The sequence below is a fragment of the Brevibacillus sp. Leaf182 genome, from assembly GCF_001423865.2.
GTDB classification, from domain to species: domain Bacteria; phylum Bacillota; class Bacilli; order Brevibacillales; family Brevibacillaceae; genus Brevibacillus; species Brevibacillus brevis_C.
In genome coordinates this window covers 177,297-203,596 of record NZ_LMPN02000015.1, presented here as the reverse complement: position 1 = coordinate 203,596, position 26,300 = coordinate 177,297, and the positions used below count along the sequence as shown (strand labels likewise).

General features: G+C 48.9%; 26 protein-coding genes. 24 read left to right on the top strand and 2 right to left on the bottom strand.

Annotated elements, in window-relative coordinates; genetic code table 11:
* Positions 1 to 34 precede the first annotated feature (34 nt).
* From ASG16_RS03875 to pyrG, 4 genes are all read left to right on the top strand, one after another.
* On the top strand, positions 35 to 667 hold the full coding sequence (locus ASG16_RS03875; RefSeq protein WP_047069846.1) for a TetR/AcrR family transcriptional regulator: 633 nt from the start codon (positions 35 to 37) through the stop codon (positions 665 to 667).
* A gap of 121 nt (positions 668 to 788) precedes the next feature.
* Positions 789 to 4,040 (top strand): fused isobutyryl-CoA mutase/GTPase IcmF, encoded by a 3,252-nt coding sequence (gene icmF / locus ASG16_RS03870; RefSeq protein ID WP_056486849.1) that lies wholly within the window; start codon positions 789 to 791, stop codon positions 4,038 to 4,040.
* A gap of 257 nt (positions 4,041 to 4,297) precedes the next feature.
* Positions 4,298 to 4,858 (top strand): DNA-directed RNA polymerase subunit delta, encoded by a 561-nt coding sequence (rpoE, locus tag ASG16_RS03865; RefSeq protein WP_048035117.1) that lies wholly within the window; start codon positions 4,298 to 4,300, stop codon positions 4,856 to 4,858.
* A gap of 205 nt (positions 4,859 to 5,063) precedes the next feature.
* A complete protein-coding gene (pyrG, locus tag ASG16_RS03860; RefSeq protein ID WP_048035116.1) occupies positions 5,064 to 6,659 on the top strand; it encodes a CTP synthase in 1,596 nt (531 codons plus the stop codon).
* Between the two features lie 72 nt (positions 6,660 to 6,731).
* Here pyrG and ASG16_RS03855 read toward each other — a convergent pair whose 3' ends face one another.
* Complete coding sequence (locus tag ASG16_RS03855; protein ID WP_056486852.1) at positions 6,732 to 7,526, bottom strand: lipid II flippase Amj family protein; 795 nt, start codon at positions 7,524 to 7,526, stop codon at positions 6,732 to 6,734.
* Between the two features lie 171 nt (positions 7,527 to 7,697).
* On the opposite strand from ASG16_RS03855, the gene ASG16_RS03850 reads away from it, so the two are divergent.
* The 15 genes from ASG16_RS03850 to spoIIR all read left to right on the top strand — a co-directional run bounded on the left by ASG16_RS03850 (position 7,698) and on the right by spoIIR (position 21,841).
* A complete protein-coding gene (locus tag ASG16_RS03850) occupies positions 7,698 to 8,072 on the top strand; it encodes a response regulator (protein WP_007725537.1) in 375 nt (124 codons plus the stop codon).
* A gap of 103 nt (positions 8,073 to 8,175) precedes the next feature.
* On the top strand, positions 8,176 to 9,030 hold the full coding sequence (fba, locus tag ASG16_RS03845; RefSeq protein WP_048035114.1) for a class II fructose-1,6-bisphosphate aldolase: 855 nt from the start codon (positions 8,176 to 8,178) through the stop codon (positions 9,028 to 9,030).
* A gap of 14 nt (positions 9,031 to 9,044) precedes the next feature.
* Positions 9,045 to 9,689 (top strand): fructose-6-phosphate aldolase, encoded by a 645-nt coding sequence (gene fsa, locus ASG16_RS03840; protein ID WP_015893657.1) that lies wholly within the window; start codon positions 9,045 to 9,047, stop codon positions 9,687 to 9,689.
* A gap of 79 nt (positions 9,690 to 9,768) precedes the next feature.
* On the top strand, positions 9,769 to 11,052 hold the full coding sequence (gene murA, locus ASG16_RS03835; protein ID WP_056486855.1) for a UDP-N-acetylglucosamine 1-carboxyvinyltransferase: 1,284 nt from the start codon (positions 9,769 to 9,771) through the stop codon (positions 11,050 to 11,052).
* A gap of 28 nt (positions 11,053 to 11,080) precedes the next feature.
* Complete coding sequence (glpX, locus tag ASG16_RS03830; RefSeq protein ID WP_048035112.1) at positions 11,081 to 12,043, top strand: class II fructose-bisphosphatase; 963 nt, start codon at positions 11,081 to 11,083, stop codon at positions 12,041 to 12,043.
* 66 nt (positions 12,044 to 12,109) lie between these two features.
* Positions 12,110 to 13,390 carry a transcription termination factor Rho gene (gene rho, locus ASG16_RS03825; RefSeq protein ID WP_048035111.1) on the top strand — a complete coding sequence of 427 codons (1,281 nt, stop codon included), beginning with the start codon at positions 12,110 to 12,112 and terminating at the stop codon, positions 13,388 to 13,390.
* Between the two features lie 75 nt (positions 13,391 to 13,465).
* The gene (locus ASG16_RS03820; protein ID WP_056486858.1) at positions 13,466 to 14,368 is read left to right on the top strand and encodes a LysM peptidoglycan-binding domain-containing M23 family metallopeptidase; all 903 of its coding nucleotides are present in this window, start codon (positions 13,466 to 13,468) and stop codon (positions 14,366 to 14,368) included.
* Positions 14,369 to 14,438: 70 nt separating this feature from the next.
* Positions 14,439 to 15,704 (top strand): radical SAM family protein, encoded by a 1,266-nt coding sequence (locus ASG16_RS03815; RefSeq protein ID WP_048035991.1) that lies wholly within the window; start codon positions 14,439 to 14,441, stop codon positions 15,702 to 15,704.
* A 106-nt stretch (positions 15,705 to 15,810) separates the two neighbouring features.
* Complete coding sequence (rpmE, locus tag ASG16_RS03810; protein WP_048035109.1) at positions 15,811 to 16,008, top strand: 50S ribosomal protein L31; 198 nt, start codon at positions 15,811 to 15,813, stop codon at positions 16,006 to 16,008.
* A gap of 86 nt (positions 16,009 to 16,094) precedes the next feature.
* Entirely contained in the window at positions 16,095 to 17,549 is a 1,455-nt protein-coding gene (locus ASG16_RS03805) for a cryptochrome/photolyase family protein (protein ID WP_056486859.1), read from the top strand.
* Positions 17,550 to 17,577: 28 nt separating this feature from the next.
* Positions 17,578 to 18,153 (top strand): thymidine kinase, encoded by a 576-nt coding sequence (locus ASG16_RS03800; RefSeq protein ID WP_007725515.1) that lies wholly within the window; start codon positions 17,578 to 17,580, stop codon positions 18,151 to 18,153.
* A gap of 86 nt (positions 18,154 to 18,239) precedes the next feature.
* Positions 18,240 to 18,743 carry a sporulation protein gene (locus ASG16_RS03795; protein WP_056486860.1) on the top strand — a complete coding sequence of 168 codons (504 nt, stop codon included), beginning with the start codon at positions 18,240 to 18,242 and terminating at the stop codon, positions 18,741 to 18,743.
* Between the two features lie 236 nt (positions 18,744 to 18,979).
* Positions 18,980 to 20,056 (top strand): peptide chain release factor 1, encoded by a 1,077-nt coding sequence (gene prfA, locus ASG16_RS03790; RefSeq protein WP_048035105.1) that lies wholly within the window; start codon positions 18,980 to 18,982, stop codon positions 20,054 to 20,056.
* On the top strand, positions 20,040 to 20,930 hold the full coding sequence (gene prmC, locus ASG16_RS03785; protein ID WP_056486863.1) for a peptide chain release factor N(5)-glutamine methyltransferase: 891 nt from the start codon (positions 20,040 to 20,042) through the stop codon (positions 20,928 to 20,930). Before prfA ends, prmC begins: the two co-directional genes overlap by 17 nt.
* 110 nt (positions 20,931 to 21,040) lie before the next feature.
* Positions 21,041 to 21,841 carry a stage II sporulation protein R gene (spoIIR, locus tag ASG16_RS03780; RefSeq protein WP_056486866.1) on the top strand — a complete coding sequence of 267 codons (801 nt, stop codon included), beginning with the start codon at positions 21,041 to 21,043 and terminating at the stop codon, positions 21,839 to 21,841.
* A 58-nt stretch (positions 21,842 to 21,899) separates the two neighbouring features.
* Here the strand turns inward: spoIIR and ASG16_RS03775 are convergent, their stop codons facing one another.
* Positions 21,900 to 22,697, bottom strand: a complete 798-nt coding sequence (locus tag ASG16_RS03775; RefSeq protein ID WP_056486870.1) for a DUF3298 and DUF4163 domain-containing protein — start codon at positions 22,695 to 22,697, stop codon at positions 21,900 to 21,902.
* A gap of 231 nt (positions 22,698 to 22,928) precedes the next feature.
* Between ASG16_RS03775 and ASG16_RS03770 the strand changes: the two genes are divergently transcribed.
* The 5 genes from ASG16_RS03770 to ASG16_RS03750 all read left to right on the top strand — a co-directional run bounded on the left by ASG16_RS03770 (position 22,929) and on the right by ASG16_RS03750 (position 26,294).
* A complete protein-coding gene (locus ASG16_RS03770) occupies positions 22,929 to 24,008 on the top strand; it encodes an L-threonylcarbamoyladenylate synthase (RefSeq protein ID WP_056486873.1) in 1,080 nt (359 codons plus the stop codon).
* 56 nt (positions 24,009 to 24,064) lie between these two features.
* Positions 24,065 to 24,625 carry a manganese efflux pump MntP gene (locus tag ASG16_RS03765; protein WP_048035100.1) on the top strand — a complete coding sequence of 187 codons (561 nt, stop codon included), beginning with the start codon at positions 24,065 to 24,067 and terminating at the stop codon, positions 24,623 to 24,625.
* 32 nt (positions 24,626 to 24,657) lie between these two features.
* Complete coding sequence (locus ASG16_RS03760; RefSeq protein WP_048035099.1) at positions 24,658 to 25,128, top strand: low molecular weight protein arginine phosphatase; 471 nt, start codon at positions 24,658 to 24,660, stop codon at positions 25,126 to 25,128.
* A 140-nt stretch (positions 25,129 to 25,268) separates the two neighbouring features.
* Positions 25,269 to 25,724, top strand: coding sequence for a ribose 5-phosphate isomerase B (rpiB, locus tag ASG16_RS03755; protein WP_007725502.1), 456 nt, complete (start codon positions 25,269 to 25,271; stop codon positions 25,722 to 25,724).
* Entirely contained in the window at positions 25,725 to 26,294 is a 570-nt protein-coding gene (locus ASG16_RS03750; RefSeq protein ID WP_048035098.1) for a TIGR01440 family protein, read from the top strand.
* Positions 26,295 to 26,300: the final 6 nt, after the last annotated feature.

The window sequence follows — 26,300 nt, the reverse complement described above, 5'->3', positions numbered from 1 at the left end:
AAACGCTCAGTCGGTTGGAAAGGTGGATTTTGGAGTGTCTGACAAGAGAAAAACGATACCGTCCCTGGTAAAGGACCCAAAACTGATCGAGAGAAGACGAGAGCAGATTATTGAGGCTGCCGTTCATCTCTTCATTAATAAAGGTTTTCATAAAACGACGACCAGGGAGATTGCCCGGGCGTCTGGATTTAGTATTGGTACGTTGTACGAGTACATCGAGTCAAAAGAAGACGTGCTTTATCTTGTTTGCGATGCCATTCATGCGGAGATGGAGACGCGCTTGCGTGAAGCGATCAACTTCAACGGAACTGGCTTGAAAACCTTAAAGATAGCACTAAAAAGTCTGATCCGCGTGATGGATCAGATGAGTGACCGCGTTTTGCTTATTTATCAGGAAGCCAAATCATTGCCAAAAGAAACACTCCGCTACGTGTTGGGGCGTGAAGAAGCCATTTCGCATATTTTCGTCGAGATCTTGGAAAAAGGGATTGCCGATGGTTCGCTGCGCATTGACGAAAAGAACGTCAAGCTGATGGCGGACAATATCATGGTGCTTGGCGAAATGTGGGTCTTCCGCCGCTGGGCATTGAAAAAGCACTATACCATTGAGGAGTACACAGAGAAGCAAATTGCCCTGTTGCTTCGCGAAATCAGTGTCTCCGATTAAGAAGAGAGTTTGAAAAGTCTGGGAAACATAGAGTGCCAAGCATACCTCGCGTCTACCGCGCCTTGATCTGCTTGGCCCTGTTTTTCCACCTTTTTAAACTTATGAAAAGGAGAGTGGAACGATGGAAACGGAAGTGTATCGTCCGCAAAACAAGGTTCGCTTTGTGACCGCAGCCAGTCTGTATGATGGTCACGATGCCTCGATTAATATCATGCGCCGTATTTTACAATCGTCGGGAGTAGAGGTCATCCATCTCGGACACAACCGCTCTGTTGACGATATTGTAACAGCCGCTGTCCAGGAGGATGTGCAAGGGATTGCTATCAGTTCCTACCAAGGCGGTCATGTGGAGTATTTCAAATACGTAATTGATCTATTACGCGAGCGGGGAGCAGAGCATATCCGTGTTTTTGGCGGCGGTGGCGGCGTTATCGTTCCACGCGAGATTCGGGAATTGGAAGAGTACGGAGTCTGTAAAATTTACTCGCCAGATGATGGCAGACGATTGGGCTTGCAAGGCATGATCAACGACATGATCAGACATAGCGATTTCCCAACCGTAAAACAACTGGAGGACGAAGTAGCAGGCTTGCGCGAGCAAAACCATCAGGCGATTGCCCGGCTTATTTCCGTTGCTGAGTATGCAGTGGACCAGCCTGTATGGACAGAACCTCTCCGGGAAATTTTAGTGGAAGCTGATTCAACCATTCCGGTATTAGGGATCACAGGCACGGGTGGAGCAGGAAAAAGCTCATTAACCGATGAGCTTGTTCGTCGATTTATTCGCACGTATCCCGAGAAGACGGTTGCGATCTTGTCTGTCGATCCATCCAAGCAAAAATCAGGTGGAGCGTTACTAGGTGACCGTATCCGTATGAATGCCAATTCGACACCACGCGTATACATGCGCAGTCTCGCCACCCGCAAATCTGGCATGGAGCTGTCTGCTGCATTAAAAGACGCAATTCAAGTAACCCGTTCTGCCCATTTTGATCTGATTATTGTGGAAACGAGCGGGATTGGTCAGGGGGATGCGCAGGTCACAGAAGTGTGCGACGTCTCCATGTACGTCATGACCAGTGAATTCGGGGCACCATCCCAGTTGGAAAAGATTGATATGCTCGACTTTGCTGATGTGATCGCGATCAACAAATTTGAGCGCAAAGGTTCGGAGGACGCTCTTCGCGAGGTTCGCAAGCAATATCGACGCAATCATCAGCTTTTTGAGCTGCCGGATGAGAAGGTTCCTGTGTATGGTACGATTGCGAGCCAGTTTAACGATCCCGGAACGAATGTGTTATTTGCTGCCTTGATGCATCGAATGGTAGAAAAGACTGGCGTTGACTGGCCTGTGGAGCATCTGGATACGACTCCTGTTAAAATTCATAAAACTTCGTTGATTCCGACAGAGAGAATCAATTATTTGCAAGACATTGCCAACACCGTCCGCCAATACCGTGCCTATGCCGAAGAGCAGTCGTTGATTGCTCGCAAGCTGTTCCAGTTGCAGGGCGCAAAGGAGACGGTGCTTGCCTCGGGAGATTCTGCGGCTACCGAGCTGGCAGCGGTGCTCGATAAACAAATCGTTCTTTTTGAAGAAAAGCTACATCCGGAGTGCCGACGTATTCTCGAAAATTGGCCTAAGCTCAAGGAAGCGTATCGGAAGGATCAATTCGTCACGAAAATTCGCGACAAGGAATTGATTACCAAGCTTTTCAGTGTATCGTTGTCCGGTACACGCATTTCAAAAGTAGCCGTCCCTGATTACGAGGATTGGGGCGAAATTTTAAAGTGGTCGTTAAAAGAAAATGTCCCAGGTGAATTTCCTTATACCGCAGGAGTATTTCCGTTTAAACGTGAGGGAGAGGACCCTAAGCGACAATTTGCGGGCGAAGGTACTCCAGAGCGGACGAACAAACGCTTTCACTTCTTGTCTCAAAATGATGATGCGAAGCGACTCAGTACGGCTTTTGACTCGGTTACGCTGTATGGTGAGGACCCTGACTACCGCCCGGACATTTACGGGAAGATCGGTACGAGTGGGGTTAGCATTTGCACCCTGGATGACATGAAAAAGCTGTACGCCGGCTTTGACCTTTGTGCACCTAGCACTTCTGTGTCCATGACGATCAACGGTCCTGCGCCCATGATTTTGGCCATGTTCATGAATACGGCGATTGAGCAGCAGCTAGATGCTTTTGTCCAAAAAGAAGGGCGCCAGCCTACCGAGGACGAAGCGAAGCAAATCAGGGCGTACACGCTGTCGACCGTTCGCGGAACCGTTCAGGCGGATATTTTGAAAGAGGATCAAGGGCAAAACACGTGTATCTTCTCGACAGAATTTGCCTTGCGGATGATGGGGGATATCCAGCAGTATTTTATCGATCAAAAAGTGCGGAACTACTACTCTGTGTCCATTTCCGGCTATCATATTGCGGAGGCGGGGGCGAATCCGATTACGCAGCTTGCGTTTACGCTGTCTAACGGATTTACCTACGTCGAGTACTATTTAAGCCGTGGTATGAACATCGATGACTTTGCGCCGAACCTGTCCTTCTTCTTCTCCAATGGTCTCGATCCGGAATACACCGTGATTGGACGTGTGGCTCGCCGGATTTGGGCAACCGTGATGAAGAATCGTTATGGTGCAAATGACCGCAGCCAAAAGCTGAAGTACCACATCCAGACATCCGGCCGTTCCTTGCACGCGCAGGAGATGGATTTCAACGACATCAGAACGACCTTGCAGGCCTTGATTGCCATTTACGACAACTGTAATTCTCTTCATACGAATGCATACGACGAAGCGATTACGACCCCGACAGAGAACTCTGTGCGGCGCGCGATGGCGATTCAGATGATCATCAACAAGGAAATGGGACTCGCGAAAAATGAGAATCCGCTTCAAGGGGCATTCATCATCGACGAGTTGACTGATCTGGTAGAAGAGGCAGTTATGCAAGAGTTCGAGCGGATCAGTTCTCGCGGAGGCGTGCTGGGAGCGATGGAGACTCAATACCAGCGTGGAAAAATTCAAGACGAGTCCATGTATTACGAGATGAAAAAGCATACAGGTGAGCTGCCAATTATTGGGGTGAACACATTCATCAATCCGAATGCATCTGAGGACGATTACGAGATCGAATTGGCTCGGGCAACCGAAGAGGAAAAAGAACAGCAAATCATAAATCTCCGTGCATTCCAGGAGCGCCACAAGGATGTGTCTGCGACTGCGCTGCGGCGCCTGCAGGAAGTGGCCATGGCGGGAGAAAACATCTTTGCTGAGCTGATGGAGACGGTAAAAGTAGCATCGCTTGGACAAATCAGTGCTGCTCTGTATGAAGTAGGCGGTCAATACCGCAGAAATATGTAAGACAAATCCCTCGGTAGCGATTGCCGAGGGATGTCTTTGGTTTTGGTGTCGACAAGAATTAGTCAGCCCCTGTTTGAAAGCCTTGCATTTTCGTCTAAAATAAGGAATACTGTATGATAGCCTTCTTATGTTGTACGATGTACAATCAAAGAAATCGATATCATTTATGAATGACTTATACCAGCCTGCGTCCCCCGAACAGGGCACCGGGTCAGTATTCAAATCAATCGTTTTTATATGGAAAGGACGTGCCCTGAGTGAGTCAATTGTTTGCTCATATGGATTCCGAGAAACTGAGCGAGATGGCGTTAGTTGACATTGCGTATGAAATTTTGCGTGAAACTAACCGCACTTACAACTTCCGCGAGCTGATGAATGAACTGGTTGCAGTGCGCAAGCTGACAGATGAACAACTCATGGCAATCATCGCGCAAGTATACACAGAAATTAACATTGATGGCCGTTTCGTGTGCCTCGGTGACAACGTATGGGGATTGAAACGCTGGTACCCAACCGACACCGTGGAAGAAACCCAAGAGGGTGGCGGAACGAAGAAGAAGAAAATCGTCACGGAAGACGACTTCGACGATTACGATTCCGAAGACGAAGGTGTCGAAGAATTCGAGGACGACGATGTTGTCATCTTTGAGGACGAAGAGGAATTCGTCGACGAGGATTCTGAAATCGAAGAAGAAGAAATCGATGGAGAAATCGACGAGGAAGAACTCGAAGACGAAGATGATGAGATGTTCGAAGAGGACGAAGAGCTTGAGGAAGAGGAATCTGACGAAGAGCTCGACGACGAAGACGAGAAATAGGTCCTTGACTTCCGCTTGAGGGACAGATAAAATACTCCTTGGGCTTCACATGAAGAAGGATCAAATATGGGAAACTATAAAACAAAAGTGCCCCTACCCCATTTCTTTACGGGATAGGACTCGCTTTTGTTTTTCTTTTTTTTTGGAGCCGTCTTCATTCGATTTTTATAACAACTTAAGGGTGAGGGAAAGAGGGGACGTAACGATGACGAAGTATATTTTTGTGACAGGCGGGGTTGTATCCTCGTTGGGAAAAGGAATTACAGCGGCTTCTCTGGGCCGACTCTTGAAAAATAGGGGTCTGAAGGTAACCATCCAGAAGTGTGACCCATACATCAACGTTGACCCGGGAACGATGAGTCCGTATCAACACGGGGAAGTTTTCGTAACGGACGATGGTGCGGAAACAGACCTGGACTTGGGCCACTATGAGCGCTTTATCGATATCAACCTGAGCGCTAACTCCAATATGACGACTGGTAGAATTTACTCGACTGTCATCGCCAAAGAACGCCGTGGCGACTATTTGGGAGGAACCGTTCAAGTTATTCCTCACATCACGAACGAAATCAAAGATCGCATTTTCCGTGCAGGTCGCGAAACCGGGGCAGATGTAGTGATTACCGAGATCGGTGGAACTGTAGGGGATATCGAGAGCTTGCCATTCCTTGAATCCATTCGTCAGATCAAAAGTGACATCGGTCGCGAAAACGTCATGTACATTCACGTAACCCTGGTACCATACATCAAGGCAGCAGGTGAAATGAAAACCAAGCCTACGCAACACAGCGTGAAAGAACTGCGCAGCTTGGGTATTCAACCAAATGTAATCGTGACACGTACCGAGCAACCGATGACGCAAGAAATGAAAGACAAGTTGGCTCTGTTCTGTGATATCGATAAAAATGCGGTAGTGGAATGTGTAGACGCTGATAGCCTTTACGATGTACCACTGCAATTGCAAGCACAAGGATTGGACGATTATGTATGCCGCCACTTGGGTCTGACTTGCCAAGAAGCGGATATGACAGAGTGGAAATCGCTCGTATCGAAAATCAAAAACCTGTCCAAGACGACTACCATTGCAATCGTTGGTAAATATGTAGAATTGCATGATGCGTACTTGTCCGTAGCAGAAGCGCTGTACCATGGTGGCTATGCGAACGACTCCAAAGTAGAAATCAAATGGGTGCACGCGGAAGAAGTTACGCCAGAAAATGTTGGCGAACTGCTCGGTGATGTAAAAGGTATCCTCGTACCAGGCGGCTTTGGCGATCGTGGTATCGAAGGTAAAATCATCGCTACGCGCTACGCTCGTGAAAATAAAGTACCATTCCTCGGAATTTGCCTGGGTATGCAAATCGCTGTGATCGAGTTCGCTCGCCACGTAGCGGGTATGGACGGCGCAAACAGCTCCGAGATCAACCCGAATACAGCATATCCGGTTATTGACCTCTTGCCAGAGCAAAAAGATATCGAGGACAAGGGCGGTACAATGCGTCTGGGTCTCGGTCCAACCAAAGTGGAAGAAGGCACGCTGACTGAGGCTGCATACGGAAGTACCCTGGTTTATGAGCGTCATCGTCATCGTTATGAAGTGAACAACGAATACCGTGATCAATTGGCGCAGTTGGGCTTGCGTTTTGCAGGTACAACTCCAGATGGTCGTCTGGTTGAAATCGTGGAAGTTCCAGAACATCCATGGTATGTAGCGACACAGTTCCATCCAGAGTTCACATCCCGTCCGAACCGTCCACAGCCACTGTTCCGTGACTTCGTGAAGGCTTCCCTGAACAAATAATATAGTTCGTTAAATAGAAAGACGCACCCGCGATGTATGGTCGCAGGTGCGTCTTGTGCTTTCCAAAGCAGATCAATGGAACAAGGGGGATAGCCAGGCTACCCAGTAGGCGGACGGAATGAGCAGGAATTGAGCCAAAATCGTTCCGATAAAACGTGAGATCATCAGCCACAGGTACATGTCGCGAATCGATTGCTGCGTGGTTTTCCCTTGCATTGCTTTTTCTGTCAAAAGGGCAATTTGCGGGTCTACCAGAATCGTCATGAAAATCGTGGCAAAGCCGTTGATTAAACCGGAAGACATCAGAACGGTTGCTTTGTAATCCGGGGCTAGCAATGTCGCGTACAACACGGACAGTACGCTGCTTGTGTAGATAGCTGTCCCCAATGCATTTAATAACAGTAATCGTTTGGGAACGCCTTTGATTCGAAACCGAGAGATGGCTTGCCAGCTAGGAATCCGGACATGATGGTGGACACGGCGGATGGTTTCGACAGTAACTGCCGTGCGAATCATTTGCGGAATCGAGCCTGCTAGCTCCAAGTGCGAGATCATTCGTTTCGATAGTTGGACAAAAGTGGGGAACAGTACAATAGCCGCCAAGGTTCCGAGCGAGGAAGCTGCAATAATCACGTGCAATTGCGTGCTAGGATCAGAGTGCTCGATCGCAGCTTGATCCATCAATCCCCCGGTGAAGGGTCCTTGAATCAGGTTAGAAGTACGGGAGAGGAGCAATACGATCCCGACCAGAGACATCGCTACAGCTATCCTGCCTGTTTGTACCCCTGCAAAACGGATTCCGTAGGTAAGTGTCTCTGTTGTATGGATAATAAATGTTAACAAGCAAATCAGCCACAGAGCATCCATAGTAAATATCTGGCTCCTTGTGTGTAGGGGAAATTGGTTTTTCCCATTATACTCGAAATGAGGCCTATGGGAAATTTTAAGTTGACGTTCAGCAAAAAAGGTGAAGGAGTTTCCTGATTTTAGGCGAACCCATAATAATTAAGAAAACGCATTCGTCAGGGGGGAATCAGAATGTTCGACAAACAAGATAAAAAGGTACTGGTTGTGGATGACCAGTATGGGATTCGCATTTTACTGTATGAGGTGCTGGGAAAAGAAGGGTACAAGACCTTTCAGGCAGCAAACGGGAAAATGGCATTGGAAATCGTGGAAAAAGAATCGCCAGATTTGGTTATCCTCGACATGAAGATCCCTGGGATGGATGGTATTGAGATCTTGAAACACATCAAGAAGATCAATCAGGAAATCAAAGTTATTATGATGACAGCTTACGGAGAGCTGGACATGATCAAAGAAGCAACTCAACTGGGAGCATTGACTCATTTTACAAAGCCATTTGATATCGATGAACTACGAATGGCAGTGCATCAGCAATTAGCTTGTTAGGAACTGACTGCTAAGGTCAGGGTACAAGCGTCCCTGTTAACAAATGCTTGTCTGTGGTATAATAAGCCACATGACTGAAGTCTGCTAGAGGAGGATTTACAAAATGCCACTGGTACCTATGACCGCTTTTACCGAAGACGTCAAAAAGCATAAATACGCCGTCGGACAATTTAACCTGAACAATCTGGAGTTTACTCAAGCGATTACGGAAGCTGCGATGGAAGAAAAATCGCCTGTGATCTTTGGTGTTTCTGAGGGTGCATTGAAATACATGGGGATCGATTATACAGTAGCGATTGCAAAAGTGGCTGCTGAACGCGCAGGAGTTCCTGTTGCTTTGCATCTTGACCATGGAAGCAATTTCGACATGGTAATGAAGTGCATTCGCGCTGGGTTCTCTTCTGTTATGTTCGATGGTTCCCATCATTCGTTTGAAGATAACCTTCGCCTGACCAAACAGGTTGTAGAGGCTGCTCACGCTGTTGGCGTATCGGTAGAAGGTGAACTCGGTACCATCGGCGGAGTGGAAGACGACTTGTCTGTTGACGAGGAAGATGCTACTCTGGCAAATCCTGAGGAAGCAATCCGCTTCTGGGAAGAAACAAAAGTAGACTACGTAGCGATTGCTGTAGGTACAGCGCACGGTATGTACAAAGGAGTTCCAAAAATCCGCTACGACATTATCGAAAAAGTAGCGAGCAACATTGGAGCGCCGATCGTTCTTCACGGTGGTTCCGGCGTACCAGACGAAGCGATTATCGAATCCATCCGTTTGGGTGTAGGAAAAATCAATGTAAATACAGAAAGCCAAGTCGCATGCACGGAAACAGTTCGCAAAGTGCTGGCTGCTAAGCCGAATGAGATCGACCCACGCAAATACCTGAGCCCTGCTCGCGATGCGATCAAGGAAGTAGTAAAAGGAAAAATGCGCTTGTTCGGAAGCAGCAACCGCGCGTAACTGGGAGGCTAATCATGCGTTTTTTGATTGATACAGCAAACGTTGAAGAAATCCGCGAGATTCACGAATGGGGAGTTCTGGCAGGCGTAACGACAAACCCGTCCCTGGTTGCCAAAGAAGGACGCGATTTTGTAGAAACCCTGAAAGAAATTCTCGATATTGTTGACGGTCCGATCAGTGCCGAAGTCATCAGTACAGATGCAAAAGGCATGATTGAAGAGGGAGAGAAGCTCGCTGCTCTTTCGAAAAACATCGTCATCAAGCTGCCAATGACCGCAGAAGGTTTGAAGGCAACGAAGTATTTTGCTAAACGCAAAATCAGAACAAACGTAACACTGGTGTTCTCCGCGAACCAGGCACTTTTGGCTGCGCGCGCAGGTGCGAGCTTTGTGTCTCCGTTCTTGGGACGCCTGGATGATATTGGTCAAGATGGCATGCAATTGATCGAAGATATTGCAGAAATCTTTTCTGTTCACGGTATCGACACCGAGATCATTGCGGCATCTGTGCGCCACCCTGTTCACGTAACAGAGGCAGCGCGCCGTGGTTCTCACTTCGCTACCATTCCAGCGAAAGTATTCAAACAACTGATTGCCCATCCACTGACAGACAGTGGCTTGGAGAAATTCCTCGCTGACTGGGCAAGCATGCAAAAATAAGGACATGTGTTGAAAGTCCAAGCACCTTTTCCATTGGGGAAGGTGCTTCTTTCCCGATTACGCCTGAGGAGAGCAAAGCATGGATAAGCTGATCATCAACGGTGGAAAACCGCTCGCGGGGACGGTGACCATCAGCGGAGCAAAAAACAGCGCAGTCGCACTCATCCCAGCAGCGTTGCTGGCAGATGGACCCGTTGTTATTGAGAATCTCCCCCGTATTCAGGATGTAGGTATTTATCACGAGCTCTTGCAGGAAATGGGAGCTGACGTGCTGTTCGAAGAAGATTGGATGGAAATCGATGGACGCGGTATGAGGCTGATGCTCATGCCAAATGGTCGCATCAAAAAGCTTCGCGCCTCGTACTATTTGTGGGGAGCCTTGCTCGCCAAGTTCGGTGAAGCACAGGTTGGCTTACCAGGTGGCTGTGATTTGGGCCCGCGTCCAGTAGATTTGCATATCAAAGGCTTTGAAGCGATGGGCGCCGAGGTGGAGAACAAAAACGGCGTCATGACCATTCGTGCCCAAAATGGACGGTTGCAGGGCGCGCGAATTTATCTCGATCTGGTCAGTGTTGGTGCGACCATTAACATTATGCTGGCTGCTGCCAAAGCAGATGGTGTGACCATTATTGAAAACGCTGCTCGTGAGCCTGAGATCGTCGATGTAGCGACCTTGCTCAACAACATGGGAGCAAACATCAAAGGCGCCGGAACGGACATGATTCGCATTCAAGGCGTAGAACGCTTGCGCGGATGCCGTCATACGATTATCCCTGATCGAATCGAAGCGGGGACGTACATGATTGCAGCAGCGGCTACGAACGGCAATGTGATGGTGGAGAATGTCATTCCAAAGCATTTGGAGTCTGTAACGGCCAAGCTGCGCGAAATCGGTGTGCAAGTGGTAGAGCAGGATGATAGTATCCAAGTCATCGGATATGATTCTTATCGATCAATCGATGTGAAAACGAGTCCGTATCCGGGTTTTCCAACTGATCTCCAGCAGCCGATCACGACCTTGCTGACTCTTGCCAAAGGCTCAAGCATCGTGACGGACAATATTTACAGCTCGCGTTTTCGACATGTAGATGAACTGCGCCGTATGGGAGCTTCCTTGAAGATTGAAGGAAGGTCGGCTGTCATCGAAGGCGGAAGCAAACTGAATGGTGCCAAAGTGGTAGCTTCGGATTTGCGTGCGGGAGCAGCTCTGTTCATTGCTGGCTTGGCAACAAACGGCACGACAGAATTAGAAGGACTTGAACATATAGATCGTGGCTACGAAAACTTGGTGGGCAAGCTGCAAGCCTTGGGGGCCGATATTACTCGTGTAGGCCTGCAAAGCATGGAAAACCACCAGCGTTAACCAATCACCAGGAGAGGAGTCTTCCAGAATGGAACGCAGTTTAACACTTGAACTGGTACGTGTGACTGAAGCTGCTGCTTTGGCTTCTGCCAGTTGGATGGGTCTCGGAAAAAAAGATGAGGCTGACGATGCGGCGACGACCGCAATGCGCAATGAATTTATGAAAGTGCCGATGGATGGCGTGGTAGTAATTGGCGAGGGCGAAATGGACGAAGCGCCAATGCTGTACATCGGTGAGCGTTTGGGCCAGGGAGTGGCTCCGGCAGTCGATGTGGCTGTTGACCCTTTGGAGGGAACCAATATCCTCGCAAAAGGTACATGGGGAGCGATTTCGGTCATTGCCATTGCAGACCGTGGAAATTTGTTGCATGCTCCTGACATGTATATGGAGAAAATGGCAGTAGGGCCTAAAGCAGTCGGCAAAGTCGATATCAACGCACCGGTTCGTGACAACCTGAAAGCGGTAGCCCAAGCACAGGGGAAAGATATTAGCGATTTGGTTGCTATTGTGCTTGACCGTGATCGTCACTCTAGGGTGATTCACGAAATTCGTGAGGCAGGCGCACGTATTCGCCTCATCTCAGACGGAGACGTAGCTGCTGCGATCAATACCGCTTTCCCGGATACAGGTGTAGACATTTTGTTCGGTTCTGGAGGAGCTCCTGAAGGTGTTCTGGCAGCAGTTGCCTTGAAATGCCTCGGGGGAGAAATTCAGGGCAAGCTGTTACCACAAAATGAAGATGAGATTAAACGCTGTGTCAAAATGGGATTGACGAACCCTCATCAAGTACTGTTCATGGATGATTTGGTGAAAGGTGATGACGCCATTTTTGCAGCGACAGGTGTAACAGATGGCGAGTTGCTCAAAGGGGTTCGCTTCCAAGGAACTCGTGCGACGACTAATTCCGTTGTTATGCGTGCAAAAACCGGAACGGTACGTTTCATTGAAGGGAACCACCGCTTAGAACGCAAGCCGAGTAACGGTTTGTAAGAAAACAATTTTCGCATTTATTTGTTGAGCTAGGTTTTTTAAGAGTAAATAAAGAGTGGTGGATGTATGTTACTTTCTGAACTAGAAGAAAAGAAGCTGACCGACCTCTATAAGCTTGCCAAGGAATACCATATTCCGTACTACTCCCAGTTGAAGAAGAAGGAATTGATTTTCGCGATTCTTCGGGCACGAGCGGAGCGGGATGGTCTCATGTTTATGGAGGGGGTTCTCGAAATATTGCCGGAGGGATACGGTTTCCTTCGTCCCATTAACTATCTCCCCAGTTCGGAAGATATCTACATCTCCCAGTCGCAGATTCGCCGTTTTGATCTGCGGATGGGGGATGTGGTATCAGGAAAAGCAAGACCACCGAAGGAGAATGAACGTTATTTTGGACTCCTTCAAGTAGAGGCAGTGAACGGAGAAGACCCTGAGACAGCCGCTGAGCGTCTACATTTCCCCGCATTGACACCGTTGTATCCTCAAACCAAGCTTGTACTGGAGACAGCCCCTGCACGTGTTTCCACTCGCCTGATGGATCTTCTCTCTCCTGTTGGACTGGGTCAGCGTGGATTGATTGTGGCTCCGCCAAAAGCGGGGAAAACCATGCTGATCAAAGAGATTGCCAACAGCATTACCGAAAGCCGCCCGGATATCCACTTGTTTGTCTTGCTCATTGATGAGCGTCCGGAAGAGGTGACGGATATGCAACGATCTGTCAAAGGAGAGGTAGTTGCCTCGACTTTTGACGAGTTGCCTGAGAATCACATCAAAGTCGCTGAGCTTGTCTTGGAGCGTGCGAAGCGACTGGTTGAGCACAAAAAAGACGTGGTGATCCTGCTGGATTCCATTACACGTCTCGCTCGTGCCTACAACTTGGTAATTCCTCCAAGTGGTCGAACCTTGTCCGGTGGTATTGATCCGGCAGCCTTCCATCGTCCGAAGCGCTTTTTTGGTTCAGCGCGGAACATTGAAGAAGGCGGCAGCTTGACCATTTTGGCCACGGCTTTGGTTGAGACCGGCTCTCGCATGGACGATGTGATCTATGAGGAGTTCAAAGGAACCGGAAACATGGAGCTTCATTTGGATCGGAAGCTGGCGGAGCGCAGAATTTTCCCGGCGATCGATATCCGCCGTTCGGGTACGCGCCGCGAAGAGCTTCTGCTCACCAAAGAAGAGCTGGATAAGCTGTGGATGATCCGGAAGAACATGAATGAAACAAATGAGTTTGTCGACTCCTTTATTAAAAAGTTGGCAGATACAAAAACAAACGAAGAATTTTTGCAAACCCTTGAGTCTAAGCAACAGAGCAGAGGGAAAGCAGCTAGCACGACGGTGAGTTCATAATGACTCACCGTCATTTTTTTTGTGGCGTTGGCATACCGTTAGGAAGGGAGCTGGAAAAGAAGGAGGAGATGCTTCATGGAGTACGTGCAAGTTAGCGCTCCGGTGGAGTCACAGATGGAAGCGAAACAAGCGGTCGTGGAGCAAGCGCTATTTCAAGCGTTTAATCCCTATGCCAGTCTGGCTTCACCCTCACCAGCAACGAAAGGAAAATCGGTGGTGTACGCTGTTCGGCAAGGAGATACGCTATCCGGTATTGCCCAGCGCTACGGTCTATCTTTGAAAAATCTGGTAGAGGCAAATAGCATTACGAATCCCCATCTGTTGAGTGTGGGCATGAAGCTAATTATCAAGCGTGATGAAGTCGGACATATGGTGAAACGAGGAGAAACGCTGGATTACATAGCAAGACGGTACGGTGTGAGTCGGGAATCGTTAATCGAACGAAATCCGCTACTAAAATGGCTGTCGGACAACCTGTATGTAGGACAGGTCGTGTATGTCCCCATCGCTAAAGGCAATCCGATGTTGGGCAATGATCCGGAGCAGAAGCGAAGTGCCGTTCAAGCGGCAAGTCGGCAAGTCATTACGAGGATTCGCGGCGGTCTCAGTTGGCCAGTCAGAGAAGCTACGCTTACAAGCGGATTTGGTGCGCGTTGGGGAAAAACACACAAGGGTGTGGATTTGTGGAATGAACAGGAATCAAAGACCCCGATCTTGGCAGCGAGGGCAGGAGTTGTTGTGGAGGCAGGCGCCAACCGGTCAGGGTACGGGCGGATGGTCGTGATTGATCACGGAGATGGCTTGCAAACCTTTTATGCCCATATGCGTCTCTTGCTGGTGTCACCTGGTCAAACCGTAGAAGCGGGGGAGATATTGGGATACATGGGGCAAACGGGTAACTCTACGGGATATCATTTGCACTTTGAAGTGCGACAGGATGATGTGCCGATTAATCCACTTCCCTATCTTGGCAGGTAACCCTATACAATTTACATTGCTTTTTCAATGCGATACAATGGGCAAAGCAAAGAAGCGAGGCGATTTTCCCATGTATTTAGTTTACGCAGATGAAAAAGGCAATGTATACGACCACCCAGGTCTTTTTGCAGTGGCTCGTAACGGAGATATATTGACAGAAATTCTGGAAGAAGAACTGATCCCGCTCCCGGAAGGATCGACGTTGGTCAGTTTGCCGGACACCGAGCCGATCGGAATGGACCCTGACACAGGTGAAATGGTCAAGTTGGATGGCTGTACAGCCGTAGGCGCACTTGTGCCACAAGGAATTACAAGGCTCTTGTTGCCAGGCTACGTGAAAACAAATAAGGAAAGCAAGCTGCCGTTGTTTGGCTATTCTGCAGTCGTTTGGAAGGATAACCGATTCTGGGTAACGGGGCGTGAGAGTGATGATATTTACAAATGGGACCCGTTGAACTTCCCGATGGATGAACTGCGCCAGCGAGTGGCAAAGACGTTGGAGACGTTTCCGCAAAACCGCATTTTGAACCACTTGTCCCACTGTGCGTTGGAGTACGAATGCTTGACGGCCTCCAATAACTTTTTCAACCGCTGGGAAGGCAGCTTGCCTGTTTCCTATACCTGTAATGCCGGTTGCTACGGGTGTATTTCCGAGCAACCAGATGACAGTGGTTTCCCTTCTCCACAGACGCGGATGAATTTCAAACCGACAGAGGACGAGCTGGTGGAAGTCATGCTGCACCACCTGAAAACACCGGAGAGCATTATCAGCTTCGGACAGGGGTGTGAGGGTGAGCCTTCTACGATGGCTTCCATCATTGTTCCTGCTATGCGTCGTGTACGGGAAACGACAGATATGGGCTTTATTAACATCAATACGAATGCGGGCTTGACGGATCATATCAAGGGCATTGTCGATGCCGGGCTTGATCTGATGCGCGTGAGTATCATCAGTGCGATTGACGAACACTATAATGCCTACTACCGTCCGCGCAACTACACGTTGGAAAATGTAGCGCGTTCTGCTGAGTACGCTGCATCCAAGGGTGTGTATACGTCCATTAACTACCTGTGCTTCCCTGGCGTGTTTGACCGCGAAGAGGAAATGGAAGCGATGATCGAGTTCATCCGCAGAACAGGCATTAAGCTGATTCAGTTGCGGAATCTGAATATCGATCCAGAGAGCTACTTGGCGATGATTCCAAAAGCGCAAGGCGAAGTATTTGGCATGAAGCAAGCCATCGAAATTTATCAGCAAGAGCTACCAGATGTGGTAATCGGTTCGTTTACGCATATTCCTCCAGATTTGCTCCAGCGTAGGAAAAACATGGCGTAATCGGCCAACCAGTTGCATTTCGGCAGTGTTTCATGCTACTATCTGATATGTGTTTATATAACTCTGTTTCGGCAAACGATTCAGGGCGGAAAGAGGTGTAGAAGAGATGAAACAAGACATTCATCCTAAGTACAACGTAGTAACAGTTAGCTGCGCATGCGGTAACGAATTTGAATCCGGTTCCGTGAAACAAGTGCTGAAAGTGGAGATCTGCTCCAACTGCCACCCTTTCTTCACAGGAAAACAAAAATTCGTTGATGCAGGCGGCCGTGTAGACCGTTTCAAACGCAAATACAATCTGTAAGAATCAGAATGTATGGGAACAACCAGGTAGAGCAATCTACCTGGTTTTGTCTTTTTCTGGCACTAAGTTTTTCGGGAGGACAAACGATGACTGCCATAGTCTGGTTCCGTCGGGATTTGCGCTTGCACGACCATGCTGCTCTGTATGCAGCTATGCTTACAGGCGATCCGATTATCCCTGTTTATATAGTGGAGGAGTCGCTTTGTCGTTCTGCGGCTGTAGGAGATAAGCGGCTGCATGCGCATTTTTCCGCGATAGCTGCACTCGACGACGCTTTGGCTCAACTGGGAGGACGCCTCTTGATTCGCCACGGCAACCCACAGCAAGTGCTCTGTCAATTAGCGCAAGAGACGGGTGCAAATAAGCTGTTTTTCAATCGGGATTATACGCCAGAGGCTCGCAAGCGAGACGAGCTCGTGTCAGAAGTGTTGAGCAGTCAGGGCGTGTTTGTACATACATGCAAGGATCTGATTTTGCATGAGCCCGGGGAAATTATGACGAAGCAGCGGACACTGTATGCCGTTTTTACGCCTTATCGCCGCGTTTGGCAGACGCTCCCAAAAGACCGACCGTTCCCTCAACCGACAAGATGGAATCTATTGGATCGGTTGAAGGAGTTAGCGAGTGAGCCAGTTCCTACTGTGGAGGCGTTTGGACGAAAACGACCAATCGGTACCGAGTGGGAGAGGGAGCAGTTCGGGGAGCGAGCGGCACGTAAACGATTGCAGCAATTTTTAGATGGTGACATTTATACGTATAAAGAAAAACGTGACATGCCAGGGGTGAACGCGACCTCCCGGCTGTCTTTTGCTCTCAACGCAGGTACTCTGTCTATACGAACGGTGTATCATAGCGTACAGGAAGTGCTTGCTGGGGCAAGGGGTGAGCAGGTTACCTCGATCGAAGCTTTTCTTACGGAACTCATTTGGAGAGAATTTTATCAGCAGGTGCTCTATTTCCATCCGCACACGACTGACCATGCCTATCTGCCACAATTTGAAAAGGTCGCTTGGGAAAACAGAACGGACCTTTTTACCCGTTGGTGTAAAGGGGAGACGGGCTACCCGATTGTCGATGCTGCCATGAAGCAGTTGAATGAGACGGGATGGATGCACAATCGGCTGCGGATGATCACTGCATCATTTTTGACAAAGGATTTGCTTGTGGACTGGCGTTGGGGAATGGCCTATTTCGCACAGCAGTTAATCGATTTCGATGAAGCGGCAAACATCGGGGGGTGGCAGTGGAGTGCCTCGACCGGTACCGATGCGCAACCGTATTTTCGGATATTCAATCCTGTCACACAAGGGGAAAAGTTTGATCCAGACGGCGTTTTCGTCAAAAAATATCTTCCCGTTTTGCGTGAAGTACCTCTACAATATATTCATAAACCGTGGGACATGCCGGAGCATATTCAAGAGCAAGTAAGCTGCAAGATTGGCTTCGACTACCCGATTCCTTGCGTGGACCATGCACAAAGAAGAAAGCTGGCCATGGCCTTGTTTCAGGAGGCAAAAGACCGCCATGCAAAGACTGAGTAACGACTTTTAGGCAAAGGGAGATAGAGACGTGGCACAACTATATTTTCGGTATGGAGCGATGAATGCTTCCAAATCCATTCAATTATTGACCGTTGCCCACAACTACGAGCAATCGGGGAAAAAAGTAGTAGTGTTTACTCCAGCAGTGGATGATCGCTATGGCGTGGGAAAAGTGGCTTCGCGTGTTGGGATTAGCCGGGAAGCGATTCCGATTAGCGAAGAGACCGATTTGTACCAAATCGTCGAAGCAGAGTCAGTCAAGCCGCATTGCGTGTTGGTTGACGAGGCCCAGTTCATCAGCCGCCACCATGTGGATCAGCTCGTCAGGATCGTAGACAAGCTGGGTATCCCTGTAATCGTCTATGGCTTGTTGAAAAACTTCAAGAATGAGCTCTTCCCCGGCAGTGCCGCCCTCTTGTGTGAGGCTGACAAGGTCGAAGAGATTAAAACCGTCTGTGTTTATTGCAATAAAAAGGCGACGCATATTCTCAAGTTTAAAAATGGACAACCCGTCTACTCCGGGGAGACGATTGAAATTGCTGGAAATGATACGTACAGCAGTGTCTGTCGCAAGCATTACTATACCCCTCCTGTTGCCGAATAAAGAAAGCCTAAGCCACCCCCTGTTTGTCCCGTGCATGAGCCCAAGAGGCGATGCGCAGACTAAGCAAAACAGGAGGTGGCTTTTTCATGCGGACACAACCTTTTTGGCTTTTGCGCAGCTCGCGTGTCGTTCTTGGTTTGGTTGTACTTACGACTGTCCTCACCGTCGGCTGCGGAGGAAATACAGCTAAGCAACAGGGCTATCGTACGGATATGAGGAATACGCAGCACAATATGAAGGTCAGAGGGGATCAAAGCGGCAATACGCTGCAAGGCCGTACCCCTGTTGCTGCTGACCGCGACCCGCTAATGGGGCGCAATCAAAATCCGAATATGGTTACGGGTCAAGCCAATGTGCGCAATACGCCAGTCGAAGTAACCAATATGGAGAGGATGGCCATGTCGGTGAAAGGTGTAGAAAATGCTCGCATCACACTCAGCGATGCTAATGCATATGTTACTCTTGACCTTGTGCATAACATCACTGCGAATCAAGCGCGTACCATCGAGCAGCAGGTGATTTCACTTCTTCGGGAAAGAATTCCAAACTACGATTTTCACTTAACCTCGCATGACGGTTACCATCGCTGACAGGTGAGCAGGACGTATGTAGCAAGGCTCGGCATAGCCGGGCCTGTTTGGCATCGGTAAAACATTTCCAGTTATAATGCACTTTGACTTCTTACGCCTTTCCTCCTATAATTTATCTGTTATAACCGTTTTTATGGTAGATAGCATTTTTATCGCAATTCATATCTAACATACATGCTACCAAGGCTTCGCCTGCGCCAAAAGGCTATTATTCTTTGCGATGGGGTGAAATAAAAATGTTTACACGCTTATCTGCAGTCGAAGAGCGTTTTGAAGAAGTAACGAATCTCCTATGTGACCCCGACGTCATTAGTGATACAAAACGCTTGCGTGAACTGTCCAAGGAACAATCTTCGTTGGAAGAGACGGTAACGGCATACCGTGAATATAAATCAGTGGTGAGTCAAATCGACGACGCGAAAGCGATGCTGGAAGAGAAACTGGATGACGAGATGCGTGAAATGGTCAAGCTCGAACTCAGTGAATTGTCAGCACGCAAGGAACAACTGGAAGATCGCTTGAAGATCCTGTTGCTTCCAAAAGACCCGAACGATGAGAAAAACGTCATTGTAGAAATCCGCGGTGCTGCGGGCGGCGATGAAGCTGCACTGTTTGCAGCGGTGCTTTTCCGTATGTACACGCGTTTTGCGGAGCGCAACGCTTTTAAAATTGAAGTGCTGGAGGCAAGCCCAACCGATATTGGCGGATACAAGGAAATTGTCTTCTCGCTGTCTGGTCGCGGTGCTTACAGCAAAATGAAATTCGAAAGCGGCGCGCATCGTGTGCAACGCATCCCGGCTACTGAGTCCGGTGGACGTATCCATACTTCTACTGCGACTGTGCTGGTTCTGCCAGAAGCAGAAGACGTGGAAGTAGAAGTACACGAAAAAGATATCCGCATCGATACGTTCTGCTCCAGCGGTGCGGGCGGTCAGAGCGTTAACACGACCAAGTCTGCGGTTCGCGTAACGCATATTCCTACAGGGATCATGGTTTCTTGTCAGGACGAGAAATCCCAGCATTCCAACAAAGACAAGGCGCTGCGTGTATTGCGCGCACGTCTGTATGATTTCTACATGCAACAACAAAATGCGGAAGCAGATGCTACGCGCAAAAGCTTGGTGGGTACTGGTGACCGAAGCGAGCGCATCCGCACGTACAACTATCCACAAAGCCGCGTGACTGACCACCGCATCGGTCTGACCCTGCACCGACTGGAATCGGTATTGGAAGGCGAATTGGATGAAGTGATCGACAACCTGATCCTGCATGAACAAACGGAGCTTTTGAAAAGCCATGCACACTCAGCTTGATTGGTCTGATGTCACGACGATTCGAGAAGCCCTATTACGGGCTTCTTCCTTTTTGCGGGAAAAAGGGACAAAGGATCCTTTGTTCGAAGCGGAGCTAATGATTCGTCATTGCCTCGACTGGGATCGGACGCGCTTTTTAATGGCGATGACAGATTCAATCGATGCAGAAACATTGATGAAGCTGGACGGTCTGTGCGTGCGTCGGGCGAATAATGAGCCATTGCAATACATGTTTGGCGAACAGGAGTTTTACGGGCGTCCTTTTACGGTGCGACCAGGTGTGCTGATCCCAAGACCAGAAACGGAAATCCTGGTGGAGCAAGTGATGGCTGCGGCTGCAAAGCTCTGGCCTGAGCGGGAAGAGCTAGCGGTGGTGGATATCGGCACAGGGAGTGGAGCCATTTGCATTACGCTCGCGTTAGAAAAACCGCAATGGCGCGTGACTACAGTGGACCTCTCTCCGGAGGCAACGGCAATCGCACGGGAAAATGCAAGTCGTCTTGGTGCAGATGTCCGCTTTCTGCAAGGCGATTTGGTGCAGCCGCTTTTGGAAGCAGGCGAAAAGGTAGACATCCTCGTGTCCAATCCACCTTATATTCCGAGTCGCGATGTCGAGGAGCTGGACGATGAAGTACGCGTACATGAGCCTCGCATGGCTTTGGATGGCGGCGAAGATGGTCTGGATTGCTATCGTCGACTGTGTGAGGCGCTGCCGAACCTATTGAAAGAAAGAGCGGTCGTAGCGTTTGAGGTAGGCATTTATCAGGCTAGGGATGTAGCGGCATTGATGAGGGCATCCGGTGTCATGGATGAGGTAGAGATTGTTCCAGATTTGGCGGGGATCGAGCGGGTTGTTATCGGAGTGAGACGATAGCGCCGACTCGTCTCGCCTTTTTTACATAAGGAAAGAATGTTTGAAATCGTGTGAATCCGTCCATACTGATTGCTAAAGAGAGAAGATCAGTATAGAGGGAGACGGTAACGATGAAACGGATATTATTAATGGCATTTAGCCTGTTTATGCTTATGATGAGCTGGGAGGGGCAACTTACTTCGGCCAATGTGTTGGATAATGGGCCGATCCCTCAGGAATCCGTTCGCTTGCGCATTATTGCGAACAGCGATTCTGTCCAAGATCAATGGTTAAAGCGCGAAGTAAGAGATGCGATTATCGCTCAAATGAATACGTGGGCGGATGATATCAAGACTTTGGAGGAAGCAGAGCAAGTGATTCAAACACAATTGCCTGTCCTTCAACAAGTCGTAGACAAGACGATCAAGGAACGCGGTTTTTCATACAAAGCTGTGGTCGATTTCGGCGAAGTCCCTTTTCCAACGAAGCTGTATGGCTCCTATGTGTATCCTGCGGGTAATTACCGAGCAGTCCGTGTACAAATTGGAGAGGCAAAAGGTCAAAACTGGTGGTGTGTCCTGTTCCCGCCGCTCTGCTTTATTGACATGTCCAATGGCGACGCTGTACAAGCAGAGCCAACTCCAAAGCCTGAAGAATCTGAGCAAACGACAGCAACTGTATCCGAGGAAGAGGAAGACTACGATCGATTTGATAGAAAGCAAGTAGCGGTCGTACCCCTAGAAGAGAACGAAGTAGGGCTAAATTCCGAATCAAATAGAGTGGACACTGAGCAAACAAAAGTAGAGGTAGAAGAGTCCGAAGAAGTAGAAAAAGCAGAAGAAGTAAAAAAAGCAGAAGAAGTAACTGCCTCTGCACCTGAGGTAGAAGTGAGATTTTATTTATGGGAAAAAATCGAGAGCTGGCTCTCCTAAGCTGGGCATAAAAAACGACACCCGCCGCATGTGCAGGTGTCGTTTTGAATTGCGACGATTACTTTTTGAACAAAGCCTCGCGAATCTCAGGCTTCAACAGACCTTGGTACCGATGAGCAGGGATCGCGAACTCTGGCATACCTGCTGCATAAGCGGCAATTTCGTATTGACCAAAATGAATGACCAGGTTGCCGTCTTTAAAGGAGAAGCCTTGGTCCTCTCCGATGCTTTCGAATGCATCGTAAGGGTTAAAGCCATCTGCCTCGGTCTCTGCTTTGATTTGTTGCGAAATGACTTGATTGAGAATGGTACGGTAGTCATAGCCAGGCTGGAACAGGTCCGCCAGCTTTAGTTGTTTTGCTTTGACCTGATTATCGATGGTGTAATACGTAACATCCGTCATGCCATGTGCTCCGCCCGTATAAATGTATGTCTGTACGGAGAAAGAAACGAGCTTGCCAGCATTGTGTACCTCATAGGAGATGTCGAGAGCGTGAGGGCGTGGCTCCCAGCCGTGTTTTTTCGCTTCTGCCGCATCTTCTTTCCCGGCTTTTTGTCCTTCCGCCAAGCCTGTTTGTGCTTCTTTCAGCAGAGCAGCGTTCAATTTTGCTTCAAAAGCTTTATCCTTCATCCCGCTAATAACCGGGATGGATACTTTCCCTTGAAATTCTTTCGTATCGACCGTAATGGTTTTGGGTGTGAACACGACACCGTTAGTTTGTGGCTTTGGCGCTTGTACAGCAGGCTTTGTAGAGGTTGCAGGTGAAGCGGGTGCCGCAAATACTGGGGCAGCGACGGCTGTTAACAATATAGCTGTACCGAGCAGGCTAGAAGTAATGGATTTAAAAGATGACATATCATTCACGGTCCTTTCAATAAAGGGAAAGTTGTTGTTTTTGTTTTCGTGTTCATTCTACTACACGGTTGAGACGGATGAAGTTAAAAAAAGGTAACAATGTTCTCTTTTCCACGCTGTTCAGAAAAGTTATTCACAAGTTACCCACAGCCTGTTGAAAACTTTTTGGTGCACATCTATACTTAAGGCACTCCTTACAAAGAAACGAGCTAGAGAAAGGATTTTTTAACGATGGAAATGAATTTTGTGACAAAAGTCTGGTCTGTGGATAACGATGTGGAAAATCAGCATAGTTGTGCACAGATTGTGGATGCAGCCCGTTTTCTTCGAGAAGGGGCAGTTGTCGCGTTTCCCACGGAGACGGTTTACGGCTTGGGAGCGAATGCATTATCAGATGAAGCAGTGGAAAAAATATTTACAGCAAAAGGCAGACCCAGCGATAATCCGCTGATTGTACATATTGGGGCGTGGGACCAGTTGTCCACGGTAGCAGGTGAGGTTCCGGAGAAAGGGAAAAAGCTGATGGAAGCGTTTTGGCCAGGTCCCTTGACGGTGATTTTGCCAAAAACGGATCAGGTAGCTTCGCTGGTAACGGCAGGTTTGGATTCAGTCGGGGTTCGCATGCCTGATCATTCGATTGCCTTGGCATTGATCAAGGAAGCGGGGGTGCCGATTGCAGCTCCGAGCGCCAATCGCTCTGGACGTCCGAGTCCAACGACGGCGGCGCATGTATTGGCTGATTTGGATGGACGCGTAGCAGGTGTGGTCGATGGTGGGGCAACAGGTGTTGGGGTAGAGTCTACGGTTATTGATGTGACGCAGGACCCGCCCATGATTCTGCGCCCGGGCGGCATCACACGAGAGCAAATGGAACCAGTGATTGGCTACGTGGAGCTCGACCCTTCTTTTCAAGTGGGAGCGGCCGAGGCACCGCGCTCTCCAGGGATGAAATATACGCACTACGCTCCTGAAGGGGAAATGTGGCTAGTGTCAGGAGAGCGTGAAAAAGTTCGGTCGAAAATGGAAGACATGCTGCAACAGGCGAAGCAGCACGGTCAAAAAACAGGTGTGCTGGCAACAGAGGAAACAGCTCCCTTTTGGCAAAGTCACGAGGCGGCAGATGTCGTTCTTGTGGTCGGATCACAAGCGGATCTGGAAGTGGTTGCCCAACAGCTCTATGCTGTGCTGCGAGAATTCGACGATCAAGAAGTGCAGTATATTGTCGGTGAGACTTTTCCACGAAACGGGTTGGGTATGGCCGTGATGAATCGCTTGGAAAAGGCCGCTGGAGGCCGAGTCTTGTCCGTGTAAACCTGTCCTAAACTCCCCCTTGTCCGCATAAGGTGAAGAGACGGGAGGGGAGCTGCTTGGACCAGGTGTTATTTCAATGGGGGCAATTTTTGACCTTGCTCATTATTGCTTTCGCCTTAAGTATGGATGCCTTTTCGTTAGGAATTGGCGTAGGTATGGTTGGGATTCGGTTACGAGAGATTATCAAAGTAAGTATCACCATCGGACTGTTTCATATTATGATGCCGATCATCGGGATTGTTGTTGGAGCATACTTGTCCGATTTGGTTGGAGATATTGCCGTGTTTATTGGCGGTGGGGTCCTGATGATCATTGGCTTGCATATGCTATGGAATGGCTTTGTTCAAGGGGACCAAAAAAGTGTATTGAAGACAAAAGGCTTCGGACTTATGCTTTTTGCATTTAGTGTCAGCCTGGATGCTTTCACCGTCGGTTTCTCATTCGGCTTGATCGAGGTCAATAGAATTTTGGCCATTTCCCTTTTTGGAGTAATGGGTGCCACGATGTCTTACTTCGGTTTATTGTTAGGCAGGAGTGTGGGAGGGTGGCTTGGGGATTATAGCGAATTAGTAGGTGGACTTATTTTGTTTGGTTTTGGGTTAAAATTTATGATATAACCGACTAATTAATAGGAGAGGAGGAACGATACGTGAAACGGATACTTTTCGTCTGTACGGGAAATACGTGCCGAAGCCCAATGGCAGAAGCGATGTTCCGTTCGAAGACAGATGGGCAGGGACTTGAGATACGCTCAGCTGGCGTGGCGGCATTTGCCGGACAGGATGCCTCCTTGCACGCCAAACAAGTATTAGAAGAGCGAGGAATTGCCCACAATCATAAGGCCAGCAAGGTAGACGAAGGGTTGATTGAATGGTCTGATGTCATTTTGACGATGACACACGGTCACAAGCGAGCCATTTTGACGTATTTCCCCTCAGCGGCTGAAAAGGTGCATACCCTCCAGGAGTTCGTGGGGGTAGAAGGTTTTAGTGATATTGCTGATCCGTATGGGGGATCACTGATGGATTATCGCAGGTGTGCCGAAGAAATCGAAGAGTCACTGGAAAGGCTCTCTATGATGCTCAAGGACCCAGGTCTTCGTAAATCGGTGGATGAATAGGGTGCTGGTGTATAGCCAGGGCCTTGTTTTTTGTGAGAGTACGAACGATTTTTTAGTGCTTTGATAAAAATGTTCACTTTTTACTTATTGTTTTTTGATGTATACTAGACGAAGATTATGAGACAAGCGAGGGATGACAGATGAAAGTAGCACTTGCTGCTGATCACGGTGGATACAAGCTGAAAGAGGAGATCAAGACTCTGCTGGCCTCCATGAACATCCAGACGGAAGACTTCGGCTGCACCTGCGAGGAATCGGTTGATTATCCCGATTATGCTTTGCCAGTAGCGGAAAAGGTAGCAGCGGGGGAGTTTGATCGAGGCATTCTCGTTTGCGGAACAGGGATCGGCATGTCGATCGCAGCCAACAAAGTTCCAGGCATCCGTTGTGCACTTGTGCATGATACGTTTTCTGCACGAGCTACCCGTGAGCATAACAACACCAATGTGTTGGCGATGGGTGAGCGGGTCATTGGACCGGGTCTTGCGCTTGATATCGTGAAAATTTGGTTGGAAACAGAGTTTCAAGGTGGTCGCCACGAGCGCCGTGTGGAAAAGATTTCCCAAATTGAAGCGAAGCATGCGGGAGTGAAGTAAGTGGATTTATCCGCTATCGAAAAACAAATCAGTGACATTGTCGAAGAAGTAGCCGATATGGCAGAGCTGAAAGCTGGACAACTCATGGTGATTGGGTGCAGTACCAGCGAGGTGCTCGGGGAGCATATCGGTAAAGCTGGCAGTCAGGATGTAGCGAAAGCTCTGTATCGAGGGATTCAATCTGTTGTAGAGAAGCGCGGCTTTGCTGTTGCCTTTCAATGTTGTGAACATTTGAACAGGGCTTTGGTCGTCGAGCGCGATGTTGCATTGCGATACGGACTGGAAGAGGTCTCGGTTGTTCCCGTTCCGACTGCTGGGGGCTCTATGGCTGCGCATGCGTTTACACAGTTCACAGATGCAGCCGTCGTGGAGCATATTCGCGCGCACGCAGGCATTGATATCGGCCATACGCTAATCGGCATGCATCTGAAGCATGTGGCAGTACCGGTGCGTCCGACACAGCGTCTCGTTGGACAAGCCCATGTTACGGCAGCGCGCACACGTCCCAAGCTGATTGGCGGACCGCGTGCCGTGTATGAGAAGACACCACCGAATGAAAGCTGCACGTAAAAGAGG